Below are 17,087 nucleotides of genomic sequence, written 5' to 3' on the forward strand. Positions count from 1 at the left end.
ACTGCTTTGCCGCTGAGGGCATGGTTGTTGTTGAGCAGTGTCCAGCCGGGTGGAAGTCCGGGGTCGAGCGGTTCTGGGGCGGATGGTTCGGGGTTCCAGAGGTGTTCCACATTGGGTGTGTTGGGTGTGGGTTGGTCGAAGTCGTTGTCCCAGTCCAGGTCCCATTGCGGGTCCCATTGCAGTTCCCAGTCTGCAGGCTGCTGGAGTTCGTGGGTCAGGTCCCGTTCGGGGTCGTGTTCGGGGTGCTGCTGTGGTTCCGGTTCTGGTTGGTCCTGGGGTGGGGTGAGGAGTAGTTCGGGGCGGTGGTGGTAGTTGATGCGGTGTTGGCCGTGGTCCAGTTCTGGTGGTGGGTGCCATTCGACTTCGCCGTGGTCGTTGATGGTGGTGGTGTAGCCGCCGTCGGTGTGCACGAGGCGGTTGTCGGGGCCGCAGGCCAGGGCCATGTCATCGACGTTGGTGTTGCCGCCGTCGGCCCAGTCGGTGACGGCGTGATGGACTTGGGTGCCGTAGGCGCCGACGGTGGAGCAGGGTTTGGTGCAGCCGCCGTCGCGGGCGATGAGCATGATGCGTTGGGCGGGGCTGGCGGTGCGGCGGGCCCGGAAGTAGTCCAGGGCTGCTCCGGTGGCCTGGTCGAACACCGCGAGGTGATGGTTGGCGTGTGCGCCCATGCGGATGACGTCTTTGATGGGCAGTTTGGTGCCGCCACCGGTGACGCCGATCCCGGCGCGGGATTCGAGGTCTTGCAGAGTGGTGCGGATGATCACCGCGACGGGTAGCCCGTTGAGTTGGCCGAGATCGCCGCTCATCAACGCGATTCGTCCGATGACGAGGAGGGCGTCGTGTTGGCGTTGGGCCAGGCTGCGGTGATCGTTGTCGATCTGGGCTTGGGTGGGGGTACCTGTGGTGCAGGGCTCGTCGTCGTCGGGGTTGCACATGCCTGGGGCGGCGAATTTGGCGAACAGGACTTCCCATACGGCGGCGGCTTCGGGGGTGAGGTTGGCCGTCAGACCGGTCATCGCATCGCGGCCCTGTGCGGCGACGTTGACGCCGCGTTTGCGGGCGCGTTCGGTGTCGTCGGGTTCGGGTCCGTCCTGATCGAGCAGGAACAATCGCAGTTCGGCGGTGTTTTTGAGTTCTTTGGGGCCGACCCCGACCGCGACGCGGACCAGGTCGGCTTCGAACTGTTGGCCGGTGGTGGGGTCGAGGAATCCGGGGAGTCGGTTGATCGCGTCGCGCAGCACTTTGACGTGGTCGGCGTTGATCAGGCCGGCTTCAACCGCGGCGGCGACCGCGGGCAGTACCGGGGCCAGGGGTTCACCGGTCAGGGCACGCCGCGGCCCCAGCTCGGCGGCCTCACCCAAACGGCGGCCGGCTTCTGTGGTGGATAGTCGCCAGCGGATGCGCAGCACCTCGTTCCACGTCTTGGCGCCCATCTCGCGCGGGGTGGTGTCGGCTTGCAGTTGGGCCAGCAGTCGGTGCACTACGGCGGGCATCTGGCAGGTCAGGGTCTCGTATTCGTCGAGCACCGCGATCAGCTCGGCCCGGGTCAACGACCGGTAATCGCAGGCGGCGAACGCGTCGCGCCGCCGGTGTCGGTGACCCGGGGCCGGCGCGCAGATCTCCCCGAACACCGTCCGCACATTCACGACTTCCCGGTGCTCTGGTACGTGCCGGCCGATGGAGTCGTCTACGTGGTGGCAGCAGGCGAGGTGATCGACCCACGACCGCTGACCGCCGACTCCGACGGGATCGGCGTGTACTTCGACCCCACCGCGCTGGGGTACGACGCCGGCTCGCCATGGCCCACCTGGCAGGCCCACCCCCTGCTGTTCCCGTTCATCCACGGGAACTCCGGTGGATTACTGCAGTTGCACGTGCCCGCCGATCGACAGCCTTTCTGGGACAGCGCGATCCGATCGATCGAGGCGGAGCTGACCGGTCGGCGCGAGGGTTATCGTCAAGCCGCGCTGGCCCATCTGACCCTGGTGCTCATCGATCTGGCCCGTCTCGCCGACGATGTGGTCAGCGACTTGCGACGCAGTGGCGAGCCGTTGCTGGCCGAGGTGTTCTCGTCGATCGACCGCAGGTTGTCGGAGCCGCTGTCGTTGCGCGACGTCGCCAGCGAGGTCGGAATGACTGCGGGTCATCTCACCACGTTGGTCCGGCGGCGGACCGGACGCACGGTCGGCGAGTGGATCAACGAGCGCAGGATGAGTCGAGCCCGTCAACTACTCGGCGATACGGACCTGCCCGTGGCCGAGGTCGCCGCCCGGGTGGGGATGGCCGACCCTGGCTATTTCAGCCGTCAGTTCCGGCGGACACACGGCCTGTCACCGCGCGAGTGGCGCCGGTCCGGCATCGGAACCGAATCACCTTGATAACGGAGGGGTTACGCCAGGCGCGGCCCCGGTAGGCCCAGCTCAGGCGTTGTTAGCGTGCCGGTGTGAGACTGAGAATGTTCGGTCGGATGTCGCGCCGCGTGGCGGCTACGACGATTGCAGGGTTGATGTTGCCGGCGCTGGTGATGGCCGGGCCGGCACCGACCGCTGCGGCATATTCGCGCGACGGCCTGCCGGTGGAACGCCTTCAGGTTCCGTCAGCAGCCATGGGCCGCGATATCACCGTGCAGTTCCAGGGCGGTGGTCCGCAGGCGTTGTACCTGCTCGACGGGTTGCGCGCCCAGGACGACAACAACGGTTGGGATATCAACACCGCCGCGTTCGAGTGGTTCTACAAGTCGGGCATCTCGGTCGTCATGCCCGTCGGCGGACAGTCCAGCTTCTACAGTGACTGGTACCGCCCCGCGGCCGGCAGTGCCGGCACCACCACCTACAAGTGGGAAACCTTCCTCACCCAGGAACTCCCGGCCTACCTGGCCGCCAAACGCGACGTCGCGCCAACCGGCAATGCCGTTGTCGGGCTGTCGATGTCCGGTGGGGCGGCCCTCAACCTGGCGATCTGGCATCCCGCCCAGTTCATCTTCGCGGGCGCCTTGTCCGGCTTCCTGAATCCGTCACAGGGTCTGTGGCCCACCATGATCGGCTTCGCCATGAAGGACGCCGGCGGCTACAACCCCACCGACATGTGGGGTATCTCCAACGATCCGGCCTGGCGCCGCAACGACCCGACGGTCAACATCAACCGGCTGGTGGCCAACAACACCGCGATCTGGGTGTACTGCGGCAACGGCGTTCCCTCCGAACTCGACGACCCCGGCGGCAATTTCGGCACGCTGTACAGCGCGCAGTTCCTGGAGAACATCACGATCAACTCCAACAAGGAGTTCCAGCAGAAGTATGTGGCTGCCGGCGGGCGGAATGCGAAGTTCGACTTCCCGCCGAACGGCACCCACAACTGGAACTACTGGGGATCGCAATTGCAGCAGATGAAGCCCGACATGCTGCGGGTGCTCAGTCAGAACGCGGCAGCAGCCGCTGCTCCGCCACCAGCGGCTCCGGCAGTGCCCGGGCAGGTGCCCGGTGTTGCGGCAGCGCCCGCAATGCCGGCCGTGCCCGGCCAGGTCCCCGGCGTCGCAGCAGCTCCCGCGGCTCCAGCGGTGCCCGGGATGACCGGACTACCGGGTACGGCCGGCGTTCCGGGAGTGGCCGCAGTGCCACGGGTGGCCGGGGTGCCAGGCGTCGCCGCGGCGCCGGTCGCACCCGTGGCACCTGGCCTGCAAACCGTGCCCGTAGCGCTGCCGCGCTAACGAGCCGCGTGCGTAGAGCCATGGCGGAAAATCGGCCGAATTCCCGCCATGGCGCTACAAACGTGAACGGATTATCACCAATACAGATGACTGTCATCGAAAAGCATCGTTGGACTCGATGAGCTGAGCCGGGTGTCATGGAGCCATGACACGCACACGTCTCGCTCTGGCCGCGTTCGCCTTGACCGCCGCGACCGGCGGCCTGGTCACCGCCCCGGCCGCGCTCGCCGACGACCCGACCGCGGGAGTATCGCGCACCGAGCTTCAGCGTTCCGCCGCTCCCACGCCGGGATTCGAGATCATCCAGACCAGGTTCGAGATCCCGGTCGGCAAGGAGTCCGGCCGTCACAGTCATCCGGGGCCGGAAGTGGGCTACATCGTCCAGGGAGACGTGGACATGGTCTTCGATGATCGGCCCACCCAGCACCTGCATTCGGGCGACCCGTTCCTCATCCCGGCCGGCGTCGTCCACAACGCGCACAACGTCGGCACGGTGAGGACGCTGATGCTGTCCACCTACGTAGTGCCCGTCGATCAACCGTTGGTGACCGTGTACTGATCGTCGGACCGCACACCACGGTAGATACCGCGGCGGACGATCCACGGCTGCAGCACCCGCTCGATCGACCAGGACGGGAATCGGAAGGCAAACCCGTTGGGCGCGAACACTTCCAGCCCGTCCGGCAGCACACCCAGTACCGACCCCCAGCGGCTGGCCGGCGGACGGTAGCCGCGCATGCGGCCGCCGGTGAAATAGGCGGCCACGTTTCGGGCCAGCAGTCCGTCGGCCCGGTTGCGGGCCGAGGAGCGCAGCGGGTCGGTGGCCGCGACATCGCCGACGGCGAACACGCCGTCGTGCCCCGGCACCCGCAGTTCCGGCGTCACCCGCACGAACCCGCGCTCATCGAGAATGTCCGCGGGCAGCCAGGCCGTGTTCGGCCGCACCCGGCCGATGGCCCACAACACGGCATCTGCCTGCACCGGCGCCTGGCCGCCGCTGAAGTGAACGGGTTCGGAGGTGATGGCCGCGCAGTCGAAACCCTCGGGCACCACTGCTCGATGTCCGGGATGCAAGGTCACCCCAGCCGCGGTCAGCCGGCTTTCGACCCGTTGCCGGGACCGCCAATGATGCTGCGGCAGAGGGTGTTCACCCGGGTAGTACAGCCCCACCCGGATGTCCGGCCACCGGAGAGCGATATTGGCCGCACTGCTGGCCGCCGCCGCGCCACCCCCGATGACGGCAACCGAACGTGCCGAACCCACCCGCTCGTGGGCGGTCCGCAGCCCGGCATCGACCTCCCCCGCCGACTGCAGAACGGCTTGTCGCCAGAAGCCGTTGGTGACACCGGTGGAGATGACCAGCGCGTCATAGGGTTCCACCCGCTCGTTCCCGTCGGCCTCACGCACGCTGACCGTGCGTGCGGACAGGTCGGCCCCGGTGAGCGTGCCGTGCACGGTGCGGACCCGGTCGAGTTCGCGGAACCGGTCGAAGCCGATCCAGTAATCGCGCGCCCAATCGTCGGGCCGCGCCAGCCGCGTGCCGAGCTCCTGGCCACTGACCAGGCCGGGTTTCACCGAGATGCCGACGACGTCGAACCGACGCGCCAACCGGATCGCGGTGAGCACCCCGGAGTCACCGAGCCCGGCGATCACCACGCGCTTACGGTCCACGAACCGTGACGCTACCGCCCGCCCGCGAGCCACTGAATGCCTTTCCCTATCGTGGCTGGATGAGCAGCGTCGCTGATGCGGACCGGGTCGCCGACCTCGCCCGCCGGGTCGTGGCCGACCACGACCCCAAGAAAGTCCCGATCCCCGAGTACCTGGCCGCCTGTTACGACGCGGGACTGTCCTGGGTGCACTTCCCGGAGGGCCTCGGCGGTCTCGGGGTATCCCGCGGTCTGCAGGCCGTGGCCGACCGCATCCTGCAGGGCGCCGGCGGGCCCATACCGCTGAGCCTCAACCCCATGGGTTACGGCATGGCCGCACCGACGGTGCGTGAACACGCTCAGTCCGACGAGCTCAAGCGTTCCTGGCTGCGGCCGCTCGCCAGCACCGAGCACATCTGGTGCCAGCTGTTCTCCGAGCCCGGCGCGGGATCGGATCTGGCCGGGCTCGCCACCTCCGCGGTGCGCGACGGCGACGAGTGGGTGCTGAACGGTCAGAAGGTGTGGACCAGTCTGGCGCACCGGGCCCGTTGGGGCCTGCTGCTGGCCCGCTCGAATCCCGATGTGCCCAAACACAAGGGCCTCACGTACTTCGTGCTGGACATGCACGGACCGGGCGTCGAGACCAGGCCGCTGCGGCAGATGACCGGCCAGGCCGAGTTCAACGAGGTGTACATCACCGATGCCCGTATCCCCGATGCGCATCGGCTCGGGGAGGTCGGCAACGGCTGGAACGTCGCGATGACGACGCTGATGAACGAGCGCAGCGCGCTCGGCGGCAGCGGCAACCGTCGCGGAGCCGGGACCATCTCGGATGCCGTGGCGCTGTGGGCATCACGGCCAGATCTGCGCACTCCGGTGCTGCGGGATCGGCTGACCCAGCTCTGGCTGCGCTCCGAGGCCCAGCGGCTGACCGCAGAACGTTCCCGCGCTGCCGCCACCGTCGGCGGGCCGGGTCCCGAAGGGTCGATCGGAAAGCTCGTCGGTGCCGAGCTCAATCAGCACATCTACCAGTGGTGCATGGATCTGCTTGGGCCCGAAGGGATCTTGTACCACGGGTACGGGACGGGCGACCGCGACGACGACGAGAGCGGCAAGGACTGGCGCGGCCCGATCCAGCAGCGCTTCCTGCGCAGCAAGGCCAACACCATCGAAGGCGGCACGTCAGAGGTGATGCGCAACATTCTCGGCGAACGGATCCTCGGGCTACCCGGCGATCTGCGGGCCGATGCCGGTATGCCGTGGAAGGAGATCCCGCGTGGCTGAGAACGTTGAGAACAGTGCTGAGTTCACGTTCACCGACGAGCAGGCCCAGCTGCGGACGGCGGTCCGCAAGTTCTGTGCCGAGAACCTCGACGAACAGACCGTGCGGACCCTGATGGAGTCCGAGCCCCGGTTCGATCCGTCGGTGTGGACGCGGTTGGGCACCGAGCTCGGCGTGCTCGGTCTGGCGGTTCCCGAGGCCGACGGCGGAGCCGGCGGCACGCTCGTCGACCAGGCCATCGCGGTCGAGGAACTCGGCGCGGCATTGGCGTGCGGTCCGGTGTTCGGCACCGTGTTGCTGTCGATCCCGGCGCTCGTCGCCTCCTCGGCCGGCCCGGTACGCGACGAACTGCTCGGCGCACTCGCCGAAGGCACGCGCACCGCGGCGTTCGCCGTCCCGGATCAGGCGGGCGCATTCGATCCCACCGCGGTGAATGTCACTGCCGCCGAAGACGGAACGCTCACCGGCACCGTCGAGCGCGTCGTCGATGGCGACGCGGCCGACGTGCTGCTGGTGGCCGCCACGGGGCCCGACGGCGTGGCTCTGTACGCAGTCGACGCATCGGCCTCAGAAGTGCAACGCACCGCACTGGTCACGCTCGATCCCACCCGGCCGCAGGCCACGATCGTCTTGACCGCTGCCCCCGCGCAATTGGTGGCCGGCACCGGCGAGGCCGATCGCGTCATCACCCACGCATTCCAGGTGGCCTCGGCACTGCTGGCCGCCGAACAGATCGGCGCCGCACAGCATCTGCTGGACCTATCGGTGGAATACGCGAAATCCAGGCTGCAGTTCGGCAGGCAGATCGGCTCCTTCCAGGCCGTCAAGCACCGGCTGGCGGATTGCCTGGTGGATCTCGAGCACGCCCGCTCGGCGACCTATCACGCGGCGTGGGCACTGACCGACGGCACCGACGACCCGGCACTGGCGACCAGCATCGCGCAGGCCACCGCGTCGGCCGCGTTCGCCAAGATTGCCGCCGACACCATCCAGGTGCACGGCGGGATCGGATTCACCTGGGAACACCAGGCGCACCTGTACTTCAAGCGGGCCACCACCGACGCCGCGCTGTTGGGCAGTGCGGAGGCCCATCGGTCGCGGGTGGCCGAACTGGTGCTCGACGACGCAGAGGCCGAACGCGTGCCATGGGTGGCGACGGGTACGCAATGATCGGTTGAAAACGCGCGGCAAGCGTTACTCGACCGTAAAATCCCGCTGATGGACAGCGCTGCCGAACACCGCACGCTGGCTGTCGACGGGGTGCGGTCGCCGGTGCTTGTTGCCGGGCCATCAGGCCCGGACCGGCAACAAGCACCAGAAGCAGTGGTGTTCGTGCACGGCAACAACGCCGGGGCCAAGTGGGATCGATTGCTGGCGCCGGTCGCCGGTTTCGCGCGGGTGATCGCGCCGGAGATGCCGGGTTTCGGCGCGGCCGACAAACCGGCCCAGTGGCCGTACACGGTGGCCGCCTACGCGGCCCACCTCGACGCGATCCTGGACCAACTCGGCGTCGAACGCGCGCATCTGGTCGCCCATGACTTCGGCGGGCCCTGGGCACTCGCGTGGGCCGCCGACCATCTCGATTCCGTCGGCAGCATCACGTTGATCAACGCCCCGGTGGTGATCAACCACTTCGCCGCCAAGTTGTGGCGGACACCCATGCTGGCCGAGGCACTGTCGCGGATCGGCAACCCGGCTGTTCTACGTCGCGTGCTCGCGATGCGGGACCCGGGGCTGCCGCCCGATGCGCTGGAATCGATCGCCGAGCACATGTTCGCCCGTGGCACACCCGATGCGGTGTTGAAGCTGTACCGGTCCACCGGTCCGAATGCCCTTGCCCCGTATGTCGATCGGCTCGCCGAATACGGAGGCGACGTCCTGGTGGTGTGGGGTGCAGATGACCGCTACGTGCCGTTCGCACAAACCGACGAGTACCGCCGGATCTTCCGGAACTGTGAGGTTCAGCCGGTGCCCGGGACCGGCCACTGGCCCTGGCTCGAACAACCCGACGTGGTGGCCGGGCACGTCACCGCGTTCCTGCGCAGGCAACTCGGATGTGCCCGATGAAGCTGCGTCGCATCCGCGCGGCCACCGGACTGAGCGTGGAAGCGCTTGATTCCGAAGGTAATTGGGCTGCGTACCCCGATCTCACCCCGCTCGGCGGCCGCGTGTTCGACGATGCCTGGCTTGCCGCATCGGCCGAACGCCAGCTGCAGCACAGCGACCATCTGCTGCCGTTCCAGCCGGTGTCCTTCCGCGACTTCATGCTGTACGAACAACACAACATCGACGCCGCGCGTGGGCTGATCCGGCGCTTCCATCCCGGCCTGTACCGGCTGACTTCGCTGTACGAACGCGTGACCGGCCGTCCGGTACCGCAGTTCAAACCCAAGCCGCTGTTCTACCAGCAGCCGATCTACTACATGTCCAACGCGCAGACCTTCGTCCCGACCGGCACCCCGGTTGTGATACCGGACTATTCGCAGGCGCTCGACTTCGAACTGGAGATCGGATTCGTCCTCGCCGCACCATTGTTCAACGCGACACCCGAGAAAGCGGCCGAGTCGATCGGCGCGTTCGTCGTGCTCAACGACTTCAGCGCGCGCGATGTGCAACGCCCCGAGATGCTCAGCGGCTTCGGACCGCAGAAGTCCAAGCACTTCGCCAGCTCGATGTCGGACACCGCGGTCACCGCCGATGAGATCCTGCCCCGGATCAATTCCCTCACCGGTTCCGTCGCGCTCAACGGGGCGGTGGTCAGCACTGTCAGCAGCGCGGGGATGCAACACAGCCTGGGCGAGGTGCTGGCACACGCGTCACGCAGCGAACCGCTCTATCCCGGCGAGCTTTTCGGCACCGGGACACTTCCCGGCGGAAGCGGCATGGAGACCGGGCACTGGCTACTTCCCGGCGACACCCTCACGCTGACCCTGGACGGCATCGGCCACATCGAGCACACCATCGCCTGACTCCCGCCGAAACGGTATTCCAGCAGAGATAGTGCGAGAAGGCACCTGCTGGAATACCGTTTCGGCGGCTATCGGGTGACGGCGTCGATCGCCTTGTAGATGCGCTGCTCGCTGACCGGCCGCGGAGTGCCGAGCTGCTGGGCCCACAGGCTGACCCGCAGTTCCTCGATCTGCCACGCGATGTCTCGGATGTCGGCGGCCGCGGCGCGGCCCGGCGAAAGCGCCTGAACCAGTTCGTCATAGGCGTCCTCGACGGCATGCACCCGTGACATCCGGTCCCGATCGGCGCCAACTCCCTGCGGCAACCGCTCCAACCGGCGGGCCATCGCGGTGACATATCGCGCCAGATCGTTGAGCTGCGCGATGCCGGTCATGGTGACAAATCGCTTGGGCAACAGTCGATCCAGTTGAGACCGGATATCCGCGACGGCATCGGCGTGGGTGGCTGACGGCTTGTCGGGCAGTGCGACCTGCACCTCATGCGCGGCGGCCAGCACCTTCTCGACCCGGCTCACCCCGGCTTGCGTGGTGGGGCCGAGTTCCTTGCCGGCCCGGGCCAGGACGCCGGCGAACTCGGCCTTCGTCCACACCGGCTTGGGAACCAACACATCCGCGGCCGCGTCGGCGCAATCATCGAGCAGCGCGGCCAGAGTGCCGTCGGGATTGGCGTTGAGTGCCAGTCGGGTCCGGGTGCTCAGGCCCCGCTCGATCGCCTTGACCGGTGACGGTACGGTCAGGCGCAACAGCCTGCGCAGTCCCGGCCGCATGGCCGCAGCCTGGTCGGCCGGGTTGGCGAACACCTTGATGTCGACGGCCTTTCCGGTATCCACGAAGGCCGGGTATCCGCGGACGGTGTGCCCGCCGCTCACGTTTTCCACCGTGCGCGGCAGCTCGTCGAGATCCTCGGGCCAGGCCCGCAACCCGGTGCGTTCCAGGTCACCGCCCAGCGCGTCGGCCACGGCCTGGGCGACGGGGACGGCCAACTGCTCGCGCAGCGCGTCGATGTTCTTTCCGCGGGCCACCTCTTTGCCGTCGGCCGATTCCACGGCGAAGGTCATCCGCAGATGGTCCGGGATCTTGCTCAGGTCGAACGCGTCGATCGGTACCAGAATGCCGCTGCGCCTGCGCAGTTCGCGCTGGATCTCGTCCAGCAGTGACCCCGCGGAGGGATCGATGTCGCCCAGGATGGCGCGCGCGGTGTCGGGAGCCGGGACGAAGTTGCGCCGCAGGTCCTTGGGCAGTGACTTGATCAGCGCGGTGACGAGTTCCTCCCGCAAAGCCGGTACCTGCCAGGCGAAGCCGTCACCGCCGAGCCGGGCCAGCACACCGACCGGCACGTGCACGGTGACTCCGTCGTCGGCGGCGCCGGGCTCGAACCGGTAGGTCAGCGGCAGTTCGAGATCGCCGGTCTGCCAGGTGTCGGGATTGTCCGCCCCATCCTCGGAACGCAGCAAGTCGTCACGTGTGAAGGTGAGGAGGTCAGGTGTCTTGTGCCGCTGCTTCTTCCACCAGTCGTCGAAGTGGCGCGCGGAGATGACGTCGGCCGGGATGCGGGCGTCGTAGAGCACGTAGATGTCGTCGTCGCCGACCAGAAGGTCGCGCCGCCGAGCCCGCTCCTCGATCTCCTCGAGTTCGGTGCGGAGCCGCGCGTTGTCGCGGAAGAAGTGGTGCCGGGTCTGCCAGTCGCCCTCGACCAGTGCATGCCGGATGAACAACTCGCGGCACAGCTCCGGGTCGATCTGCGTGTATCCGATTTTCCGGCGCGGAACCAGGGGCAGCCCGTAGAGCGTGACCCGCTCGAACGCCACCACCGAGCCCCGCCTGGCCTCCCAGTGCGGCTCGCTGTAATTGCGTTGCACCAGATGTCCGGCCACCCGCTCGATCGCCTCGGGTTCGACCTTGGCGGCGATGCGGCCGAACAGCCGGCTGGTCTCGACCAGGTCGGCCACCACGATCCAGCGCGGCGGCTTCTTCGTCAGTACCGAGCCCGGCGCGAGTACGAACTTGGAGTTGCGCGCGCCGGCGTAGTCGCGGGACTCCCCCTCCCGCAGCCCGACGTGGGACAACAGGCCCGCGGTCAGCGCGGCGTGGATGCTTGCCGGCTCGGCAGGCTCGTCACTCTCGCGGATCCCGATGTCGCGGGCGATGCTGCGCAGCTGGCCGGTCAGGTCCTGCCACTCCCGGATCCGCAGATAGTGCAGGAACTCCTCGCGGCACATCCGGCGGAAGGCACTGCCGGAACGCTGGTTTCGCTGCTCCCGCAGGTAGTTCCACAGGTTGAGGTACGAGATGAAGTCCGAATGCTCGTCGGCAAACCGCGCATGCTTCTGACGCGCCGCTTCCTCCCGGTCAGTCGGGCGCTCGCGCGGATCGGGGATCGACAACGCGGCCGCCAGCACCAGCACCTCCCGCACGCAGCCCTCGGTGTCGGCCTGCAGGATCATCCGCCCGACGCGCGGGTCGAGCGGCAGCCGAGCCAGGCGTCGTCCGACGTCGGTCAGCGCACCCGCCGCATCGAACGCGCCGAGTTCCTGCAGCAATTGCACGCCGTCGCGGATGCTGCGGGCATCCGGTGGATCCAAGAAGGGAAACTCCGCGATGTCGCCGAGCTGAAGGGCAGCCATCTGCAGGATGACGGCGGCCAGGTTGGTCCGCAGGATCTCCGGATCGGTGTACCGGGGCCGTGATTCGAAGTCCGCCTCCGAGTACAGCCGGATGCAGACGCCGGGCGCGGTACGTCCGGAGCGACCGGCCCGCTGGGCGGCCGAGGCCTGGGAGATCGGCTCGATCGGCAGCCGCTGCACCTTGGTGCGACGGCTGTAGCGGGAGATCCGCGCGGTGCCGGGGTCGACGACGTACCGGATGCCCGGCACGGTGAGCGACGTCTCGGCCACGTTGGTGGCCAGCACGATTCGCCGACCGGTGCGGCTGGGCTGGAACACCTTCTGCTGGTCGGCGGTGGGCAATCGGGCATACAGCGGCAGCACCTCGGTGTTGCGCAGGTCCTTCAATGCTTCTGCGGTGTCCCGGATTTCACGTTCACCGGACAGGAACACCAGGACATCGCCCGGAGGTTCGGACTCCAGCTCGCGGACCGCGTCGACGATGGCCTCGGTCGGATCGCGGAGTTCGGTCCGCACGATCTCGTGGTCGGGATCATCGGGATCATCGGCGTCGTCTGCGCCGCCGACGGTGACTTCCAGAGGCCGGTACCGGATCTCGACGGGATAGGTGCGCCCCGACACCTCGACGATCGGAGCATCGTTGAAGTGCGCCGCGAACCGCTCCGGCTCGATGGTGGCCGAGGTGACGATGACCTTGAGGTCGGGCCGTCGCGGCAACAGCTCACGCAGGTAGCCGAGCAGGAAGTCGATGTTGAGGCTGCGCTCGTGCGCCTCGTCGAGGATCAGCGTGTCGTAGCGCAGCAGCCGACGGTCTCTTTGAATCTCGGCGAGCAGAATGCCGTCGGTCATCAGCTTGATCAGGGTCGAATCGCTGGCCTGGTCGGTGAAGCGCACCGTGTAGCCGACGGCGTCGCCCAGCGGGGTGCCGAGTTCGTCGGCGATGCGCTGGGCCACCGTGCGCGCGGCGAGCCGGCGGGGCTGGGTGTGACCGATGGTGCCGCGGATGCCGCGACCGAGGTCGAGGCAGATCTTGGGCAGCTGGGTGGTCTTGCCCGAGCCCGTCGCGCCGGCGACCACCACCACCTGGTTCTCGCTGATGGCTTTGGCCAGCTCATCGCGATGCTGGCTGACCGGCAGGTCTGGGTACGTGATGGCCGGGACGGCGGCCCGGCGGGTGAGGACGAGGCCTTCCGCGGCCGCGATCTGTTCGGCGATCTTCTCGATCTTGGCCGGCTCCGCGTCACGCAGATTCCGCAGGCGGCGGCGCAGCCGATCCGCATCGCGGATGGTCAAGTCGTCGAGGCGGGAGCGAAGCTCGGCGACTGACGGTTCGGACACTCGGTCAAGGATAGGTGCATGATCAAATGTGATGTAGCTCACATCCCGCTCGGAGCTGGCAACCTCCGGTTCCGTAGCCGTAGGTTGCTGCACCTACGCTTGCGTACCCCGTCCGGCGTCGGCAACGCTTGCAGATCGTGGCTCACTACATCGCCAATGTCCGCGATATCGAATTCAATCTCTTCCAGGTTCTCGCCTTGGGTCCGGTCCTCGACTCGGGCGCATTCGGCGACCTCGACGCAGAGACCGCACAGACCATGCTCGACGAGGTCGCCCGCTTTGCCGAAGGCGTCGTCGCAGAGTCGTTCGTCGACAGCGACCGCAACCCGCCCGAGTTCGATCCGGCAACCCACGAGATCACGATGCCCGGGCCCCTCGCCAAGACGGTGCAGGCAGTCAAGGACGCCGAATGGTGGCGCATCGGCCTCGCCGAGAACGCCGGCGGCACACCGGCGCCCGCATCGTTGGTGTGGGCCATCCAGGAAATGATCATGGGCGCCAACCCGTCGGCAATGTTCCTCTACGGACTCGGCCCGGCGATGGCGCACACCCTGGCCGAGGTCGGCACCGAGGAGCAGCAGCGCTGGGCGCGCATGAGCATGGACAAGGGCTGGGCCGGCACCATGGTGCTGACAGAGCCGGATGCCGGATCCGACGTGGGCGCGGGCCGCACAAAGGCCATCGCGCAGCCCGACGGCACCTGGCACATCGACGGGGTGAAGCGTTTCATCTCCGGTGGCGACGTCGGCGACACCGCCGAGAACGTCTTCCACCTCGTGCTGGCCCGCCCCGAGGGCGCCGGGCCCGGCACCAAGGGCCTGAGCCTGTTCTACGTCCCGAAGTTCCACTTCGACCCCGAGACCCTCGAACTCGGGGAGCGCAACGGCGTGTTCGTCACCGGTCTCGAGCACAAGATGGGCATCAAGTCGTCACCGACCTGCGAGCTCACCTTCGGTGCGCACGGCACCCCGGCCGTCGGCTATCTCGTCGGCGACGTGCACAACGGCATCGCGCAGATGTTCCGCGTGATCGAGAACGCGCGCATGACCGTCGGGGTGAAGTCGGCCGGCACCCTGTCCACCGGCTACCTCAATGCACTGGCCTACGCCAAGGAACGCATCCAGGGCTCGGACATGCTCAGGATGACCGACAAGACCGCACCGCGGGTCGCGATCATCGAGCACCCCGACGTGCGGCGCAGCCTGCTCACGCAGAAGGCCTACGCCGAGGGCCTGCGGTCGGTGTACCTGTACACCGCGGCGCACCAGGATTCTGTGGTGGCGCAACATGTCTCGGGCGCCGACGCCGGCCTGGCGCACCGCGTCAACGACCTGCTGCTGCCGATCGTGAAGGGCGTCGGCTCCGAGAAGGCCTACGAGATCCTGACGGAATCGCTGCAGACCCTCGGCGGATCCGGCTACCTGCAGGACTACCCGATCGAGCAGTACATCCGCGACGCCAAGATCGATTCGCTCTACGAGGGCACCACCGCCATCCAGGCGCTGGACTTCTTCTTCCGCAAGATCATCCGCGATCAGGGTGGAGCGCTGGCGCATGTGGCGGCCCAGATCTCGGCCACGATCGAATCCGAGGGCGCCGGGCTGGAACCCGAGATCGCGCGGCTGGCCACTGCGTTGGCCGATGTGCAGTCGATGGCGGCCACGCTGACCGGCTACCTGATGTCCGCTCAGGAACAGCCCGAGCAGCTGTACAAGGTCGGCCTCGGTTCGGTGCGGTTCCTGCTGGCGGTGGGCGATCTGCTCATCGGCTGGCGCCTGCTGGTCGGCGCGCAGGTCGCCCAGACCGCGCTGGCTGGTCTGACCGGGAAGGCCGCCGATCGCGATCGGCCGTTCTACGAAGGCAAGGTCGCGGTGGCGAAGTTCTTCGCGCACAACATGTTGCCGCTGCTGACGGCGGTTCGCGAAGTTGTCGAGTCGGTCGACGGCGAGGTCATGCACCTGGACAACGCCGCGTTCTGAGCCCAGCCGGGGAAGATGGTTCCCATGGCCGACTTCGTGATCCCACCGCCACCACAGGCGTCGCTGCCGGTGAGCACCGGGCCCGAGCGCTTCCCGGTGCGACGGGTGTTCTGCGTCGGACGCAATTACGCGGCCCACGCGCGGGAGATGGGCAAGGACCCCGACCGGGAACCGCCGTTCTTCTTCATGAAGCCGGCCGACGCTGTGATCGATGCGGCGGGCACCGTCCCCTACCCGTCGCTGACCTCGTCGTTTCACCACGAGATCGAGCTCGTGGTGGCGCTGGGTGCCAGGGGCCGCGACGTGGCACCGGACGACGCGCTGGGCCTGGTCTGGGGCTACGGGGTCGGCGTCGACCTGACCCGGCGCGATCTGCAGGACGAGGCCAAGAAGCTCAGCCGGCCCTGGGATTGGGCCAAGGGGTTCGACGCATCCGCCCCGTGCACGCCGATCCATCCGGTCGCCGAAGTCGGTCACCCCGACAGCGGCGAGATCTGGCTGCGGGTCAACGGCGAGCTCAAGCAGCACGGTGACCTCAAGGACCTGATCTGGACGGTGCCGGAGGTCATCAGCGCGATCTCGGCTGCCGTCGACCTGGCACCGGGCGACCTGATCTACAGCGGAACCCCGGCCGGGGTCGGTCCGATGCAACCCGGCGACGTGGTCTCCGGTGGTGTCGACGGGGTTGCCGAGTTCAGCTTCACGGTCGGCTCAGCCGATCGGCGGCCCGCCTGACCCGCTGCCCTGCGGTGTCCACCTGGCGGGCGGTCATGGGCCGCAGCGGGTGTACCGACAGGATGAGTGCGACCCGGCCGTGAGCGTCGAACACCGGTGCGGCGATCGTGGCCACCGGCTGTGCCTTGCCGGCCGCGTCGCCGGCCGCCAGGCCGATGGTGGTGAACTCAGCGAGCAGTTGATCGGTGATGCCGCGGACGTGGTCGGGCAGTCCGTCACTCGGCAGTGAGCCGACCATCTGCGCGGCCCGGGTCAGATCCGGCGTCGTCCAGTCGACGTCGAAACCCTGCTCCCTGGTCTGGGCCAGCACCTGCTCCAGCCGCCGCGCGATGGCCGCGGGTGCACGCTCGATCCAGGCCCGCTGCCCAACGGGCGAATCCCAGGCGGCGAAGGCGACGCCGAACGGCGGCGCGTACCGGATGCGATCCCCCGGCGTGCCCGCCGGCCGCGGCCCGGCGCCTTCGAACGCGGTGATCACCAGTTCATCGGCGACCCGTTCGACCACAGAGGCGGCATGCCCGAACTGCTCTGAAAGTTCTTGTGCGGCAATGCGAGCCACATGTGCCAGCGGTCGCGCCGCCTCGGTTCGGGCAGCCACCACGGCCAGGCCCGGTCCCAGCGCGAACGTCTTGTCCACGGGATCACGGATCAGCCAGCCCCGGTCGCACAAGGTCTTGAGGATCGCGTGTGCGGTGGCCTGCGTCAGGTCCAGTGCGCTGACCACATCGGAGAACCGCAACCGCGCATCGCCGGAACTTGCCAGCAACTCGATCACATCCAGCACCCGGCTCGTCGGCGCCGAGCT

At 68.0% G+C, this 17,087-nt stretch carries 13 protein-coding genes; 9 read left to right on the forward strand and 4 right to left on the reverse strand.

Annotated elements, in window-relative coordinates; all coding sequences use genetic code 11:
• Window positions 1-1,640 (reverse strand): HNH endonuclease signature motif containing protein (locus tag EYZ64_RS31040; protein ID WP_502702997.1); only part of this gene is annotated, 1,640 nt, incomplete at its 3' end.
• Between EYZ64_RS31040 and EYZ64_RS31045 the strand changes: the two genes are divergently transcribed.
• The 3 genes from EYZ64_RS31045 to EYZ64_RS31055 all read left to right on the forward strand — a co-directional run bounded on the left by EYZ64_RS31045 (window position 1,560) and on the right by EYZ64_RS31055 (window position 4,265).
• Window positions 1,560-2,378 carry a helix-turn-helix domain-containing protein gene (locus EYZ64_RS31045; protein WP_135460351.1) on the forward strand — a complete coding sequence of 273 codons (819 nt, stop codon included), beginning with the start codon at window positions 1,560-1,562 and terminating at the stop codon, window positions 2,376-2,378. The genes EYZ64_RS31040 and EYZ64_RS31045 overlap by 81 nt on opposite strands.
• 89 nt (window positions 2,379-2,467) lie before the next feature.
• On the forward strand, window positions 2,468-3,706 hold the full coding sequence (locus EYZ64_RS31050) for an esterase family protein (RefSeq protein WP_135460352.1): 1,239 nt from the start codon (window positions 2,468-2,470) through the stop codon (window positions 3,704-3,706).
• Window positions 3,707-3,851: 145 nt separating this feature from the next.
• Complete coding sequence (locus EYZ64_RS31055; RefSeq protein ID WP_135459571.1) at window positions 3,852-4,265, forward strand: cupin domain-containing protein; 414 nt, start codon at window positions 3,852-3,854, stop codon at window positions 4,263-4,265.
• Here the strand turns inward: EYZ64_RS31055 and EYZ64_RS31060 are convergent.
• Complete coding sequence (locus EYZ64_RS31060) at window positions 4,241-5,377, reverse strand: FAD-dependent oxidoreductase (protein ID WP_167858040.1); 1,137 nt, start codon at window positions 5,375-5,377, stop codon at window positions 4,241-4,243. The genes EYZ64_RS31055 and EYZ64_RS31060 overlap by 25 nt on opposite strands.
• Before the next feature lie 59 nt (window positions 5,378-5,436).
• Between EYZ64_RS31060 and EYZ64_RS31065 the strand changes: the two genes are divergently transcribed.
• From EYZ64_RS31065 to EYZ64_RS31080, 4 genes are read left to right on the forward strand one after another with little or no spacing between them, the layout of a single operon-like run.
• The gene (locus tag EYZ64_RS31065) at window positions 5,437-6,639 is read left to right on the forward strand and encodes an acyl-CoA dehydrogenase family protein (protein ID WP_135459573.1); all 1,203 of its coding nucleotides are present in this window, start codon (window positions 5,437-5,439) and stop codon (window positions 6,637-6,639) included.
• Window positions 6,632-7,807 carry an acyl-CoA dehydrogenase family protein gene (locus EYZ64_RS31070; protein ID WP_502702998.1) on the forward strand — a complete coding sequence of 392 codons (1,176 nt, stop codon included), beginning with the start codon at window positions 6,632-6,634 and terminating at the stop codon, window positions 7,805-7,807. The genes EYZ64_RS31065 and EYZ64_RS31070 overlap by 8 nt, the downstream gene beginning before the upstream one ends.
• Window positions 7,808-7,855: 48 nt before the next feature.
• Entirely contained in the window at window positions 7,856-8,704 is an 849-nt protein-coding gene (locus EYZ64_RS31075) for an alpha/beta fold hydrolase (protein ID WP_135459575.1), read from the forward strand.
• Window positions 8,701-9,606 carry a fumarylacetoacetate hydrolase family protein gene (locus tag EYZ64_RS31080; RefSeq protein ID WP_135459576.1) on the forward strand — a complete coding sequence of 302 codons (906 nt, stop codon included), beginning with the start codon at window positions 8,701-8,703 and terminating at the stop codon, window positions 9,604-9,606. The genes EYZ64_RS31075 and EYZ64_RS31080 overlap by 4 nt, the downstream gene beginning before the upstream one ends.
• Window positions 9,607-9,674: 68 nt before the next feature.
• Here EYZ64_RS31080 and hrpA read toward each other — a convergent pair whose 3' ends face one another.
• A complete protein-coding gene (hrpA, locus tag EYZ64_RS31085) occupies window positions 9,675-13,568 on the reverse strand; it encodes an ATP-dependent RNA helicase HrpA (RefSeq protein ID WP_135459577.1) in 3,894 nt (1,297 codons plus the stop codon).
• Window positions 13,569-13,705: 137 nt separating this feature from the next.
• Here hrpA and EYZ64_RS31090 point away from each other — a divergent pair, with 137 nt between their 5' ends.
• Together EYZ64_RS31090 and EYZ64_RS31095 are read left to right on the forward strand one after the other, a co-directional pair.
• Window positions 13,706-15,547: an acyl-CoA dehydrogenase gene (locus EYZ64_RS31090; protein WP_135459578.1), complete on the forward strand. Its 1,842-nt coding sequence runs from the start codon at window positions 13,706-13,708 to the stop codon at window positions 15,545-15,547.
• A gap of 24 nt (window positions 15,548-15,571) precedes the next feature.
• Window positions 15,572-16,282: a fumarylacetoacetate hydrolase family protein gene (locus EYZ64_RS31095; RefSeq protein ID WP_135459579.1), complete on the forward strand. Its 711-nt coding sequence runs from the start codon at window positions 15,572-15,574 to the stop codon at window positions 16,280-16,282.
• Here EYZ64_RS31095 and EYZ64_RS31100 read toward each other — a convergent pair.
• Window positions 16,248-17,066: an IclR family transcriptional regulator gene (locus EYZ64_RS31100; protein ID WP_135460353.1), complete on the reverse strand. Its 819-nt coding sequence runs from the start codon at window positions 17,064-17,066 to the stop codon at window positions 16,248-16,250. The genes EYZ64_RS31095 and EYZ64_RS31100 overlap by 35 nt on opposite strands.
• Between the last annotated feature and the right edge of the window lie 21 nt (window positions 17,067-17,087).

It is taken from the genome of Mycobacterium sp. DL99 (assembly GCF_004762045.1).
In the GTDB taxonomy this organism is placed as follows: Bacteria; Actinomycetota; Actinomycetes; order Mycobacteriales; family Mycobacteriaceae; genus Mycobacterium.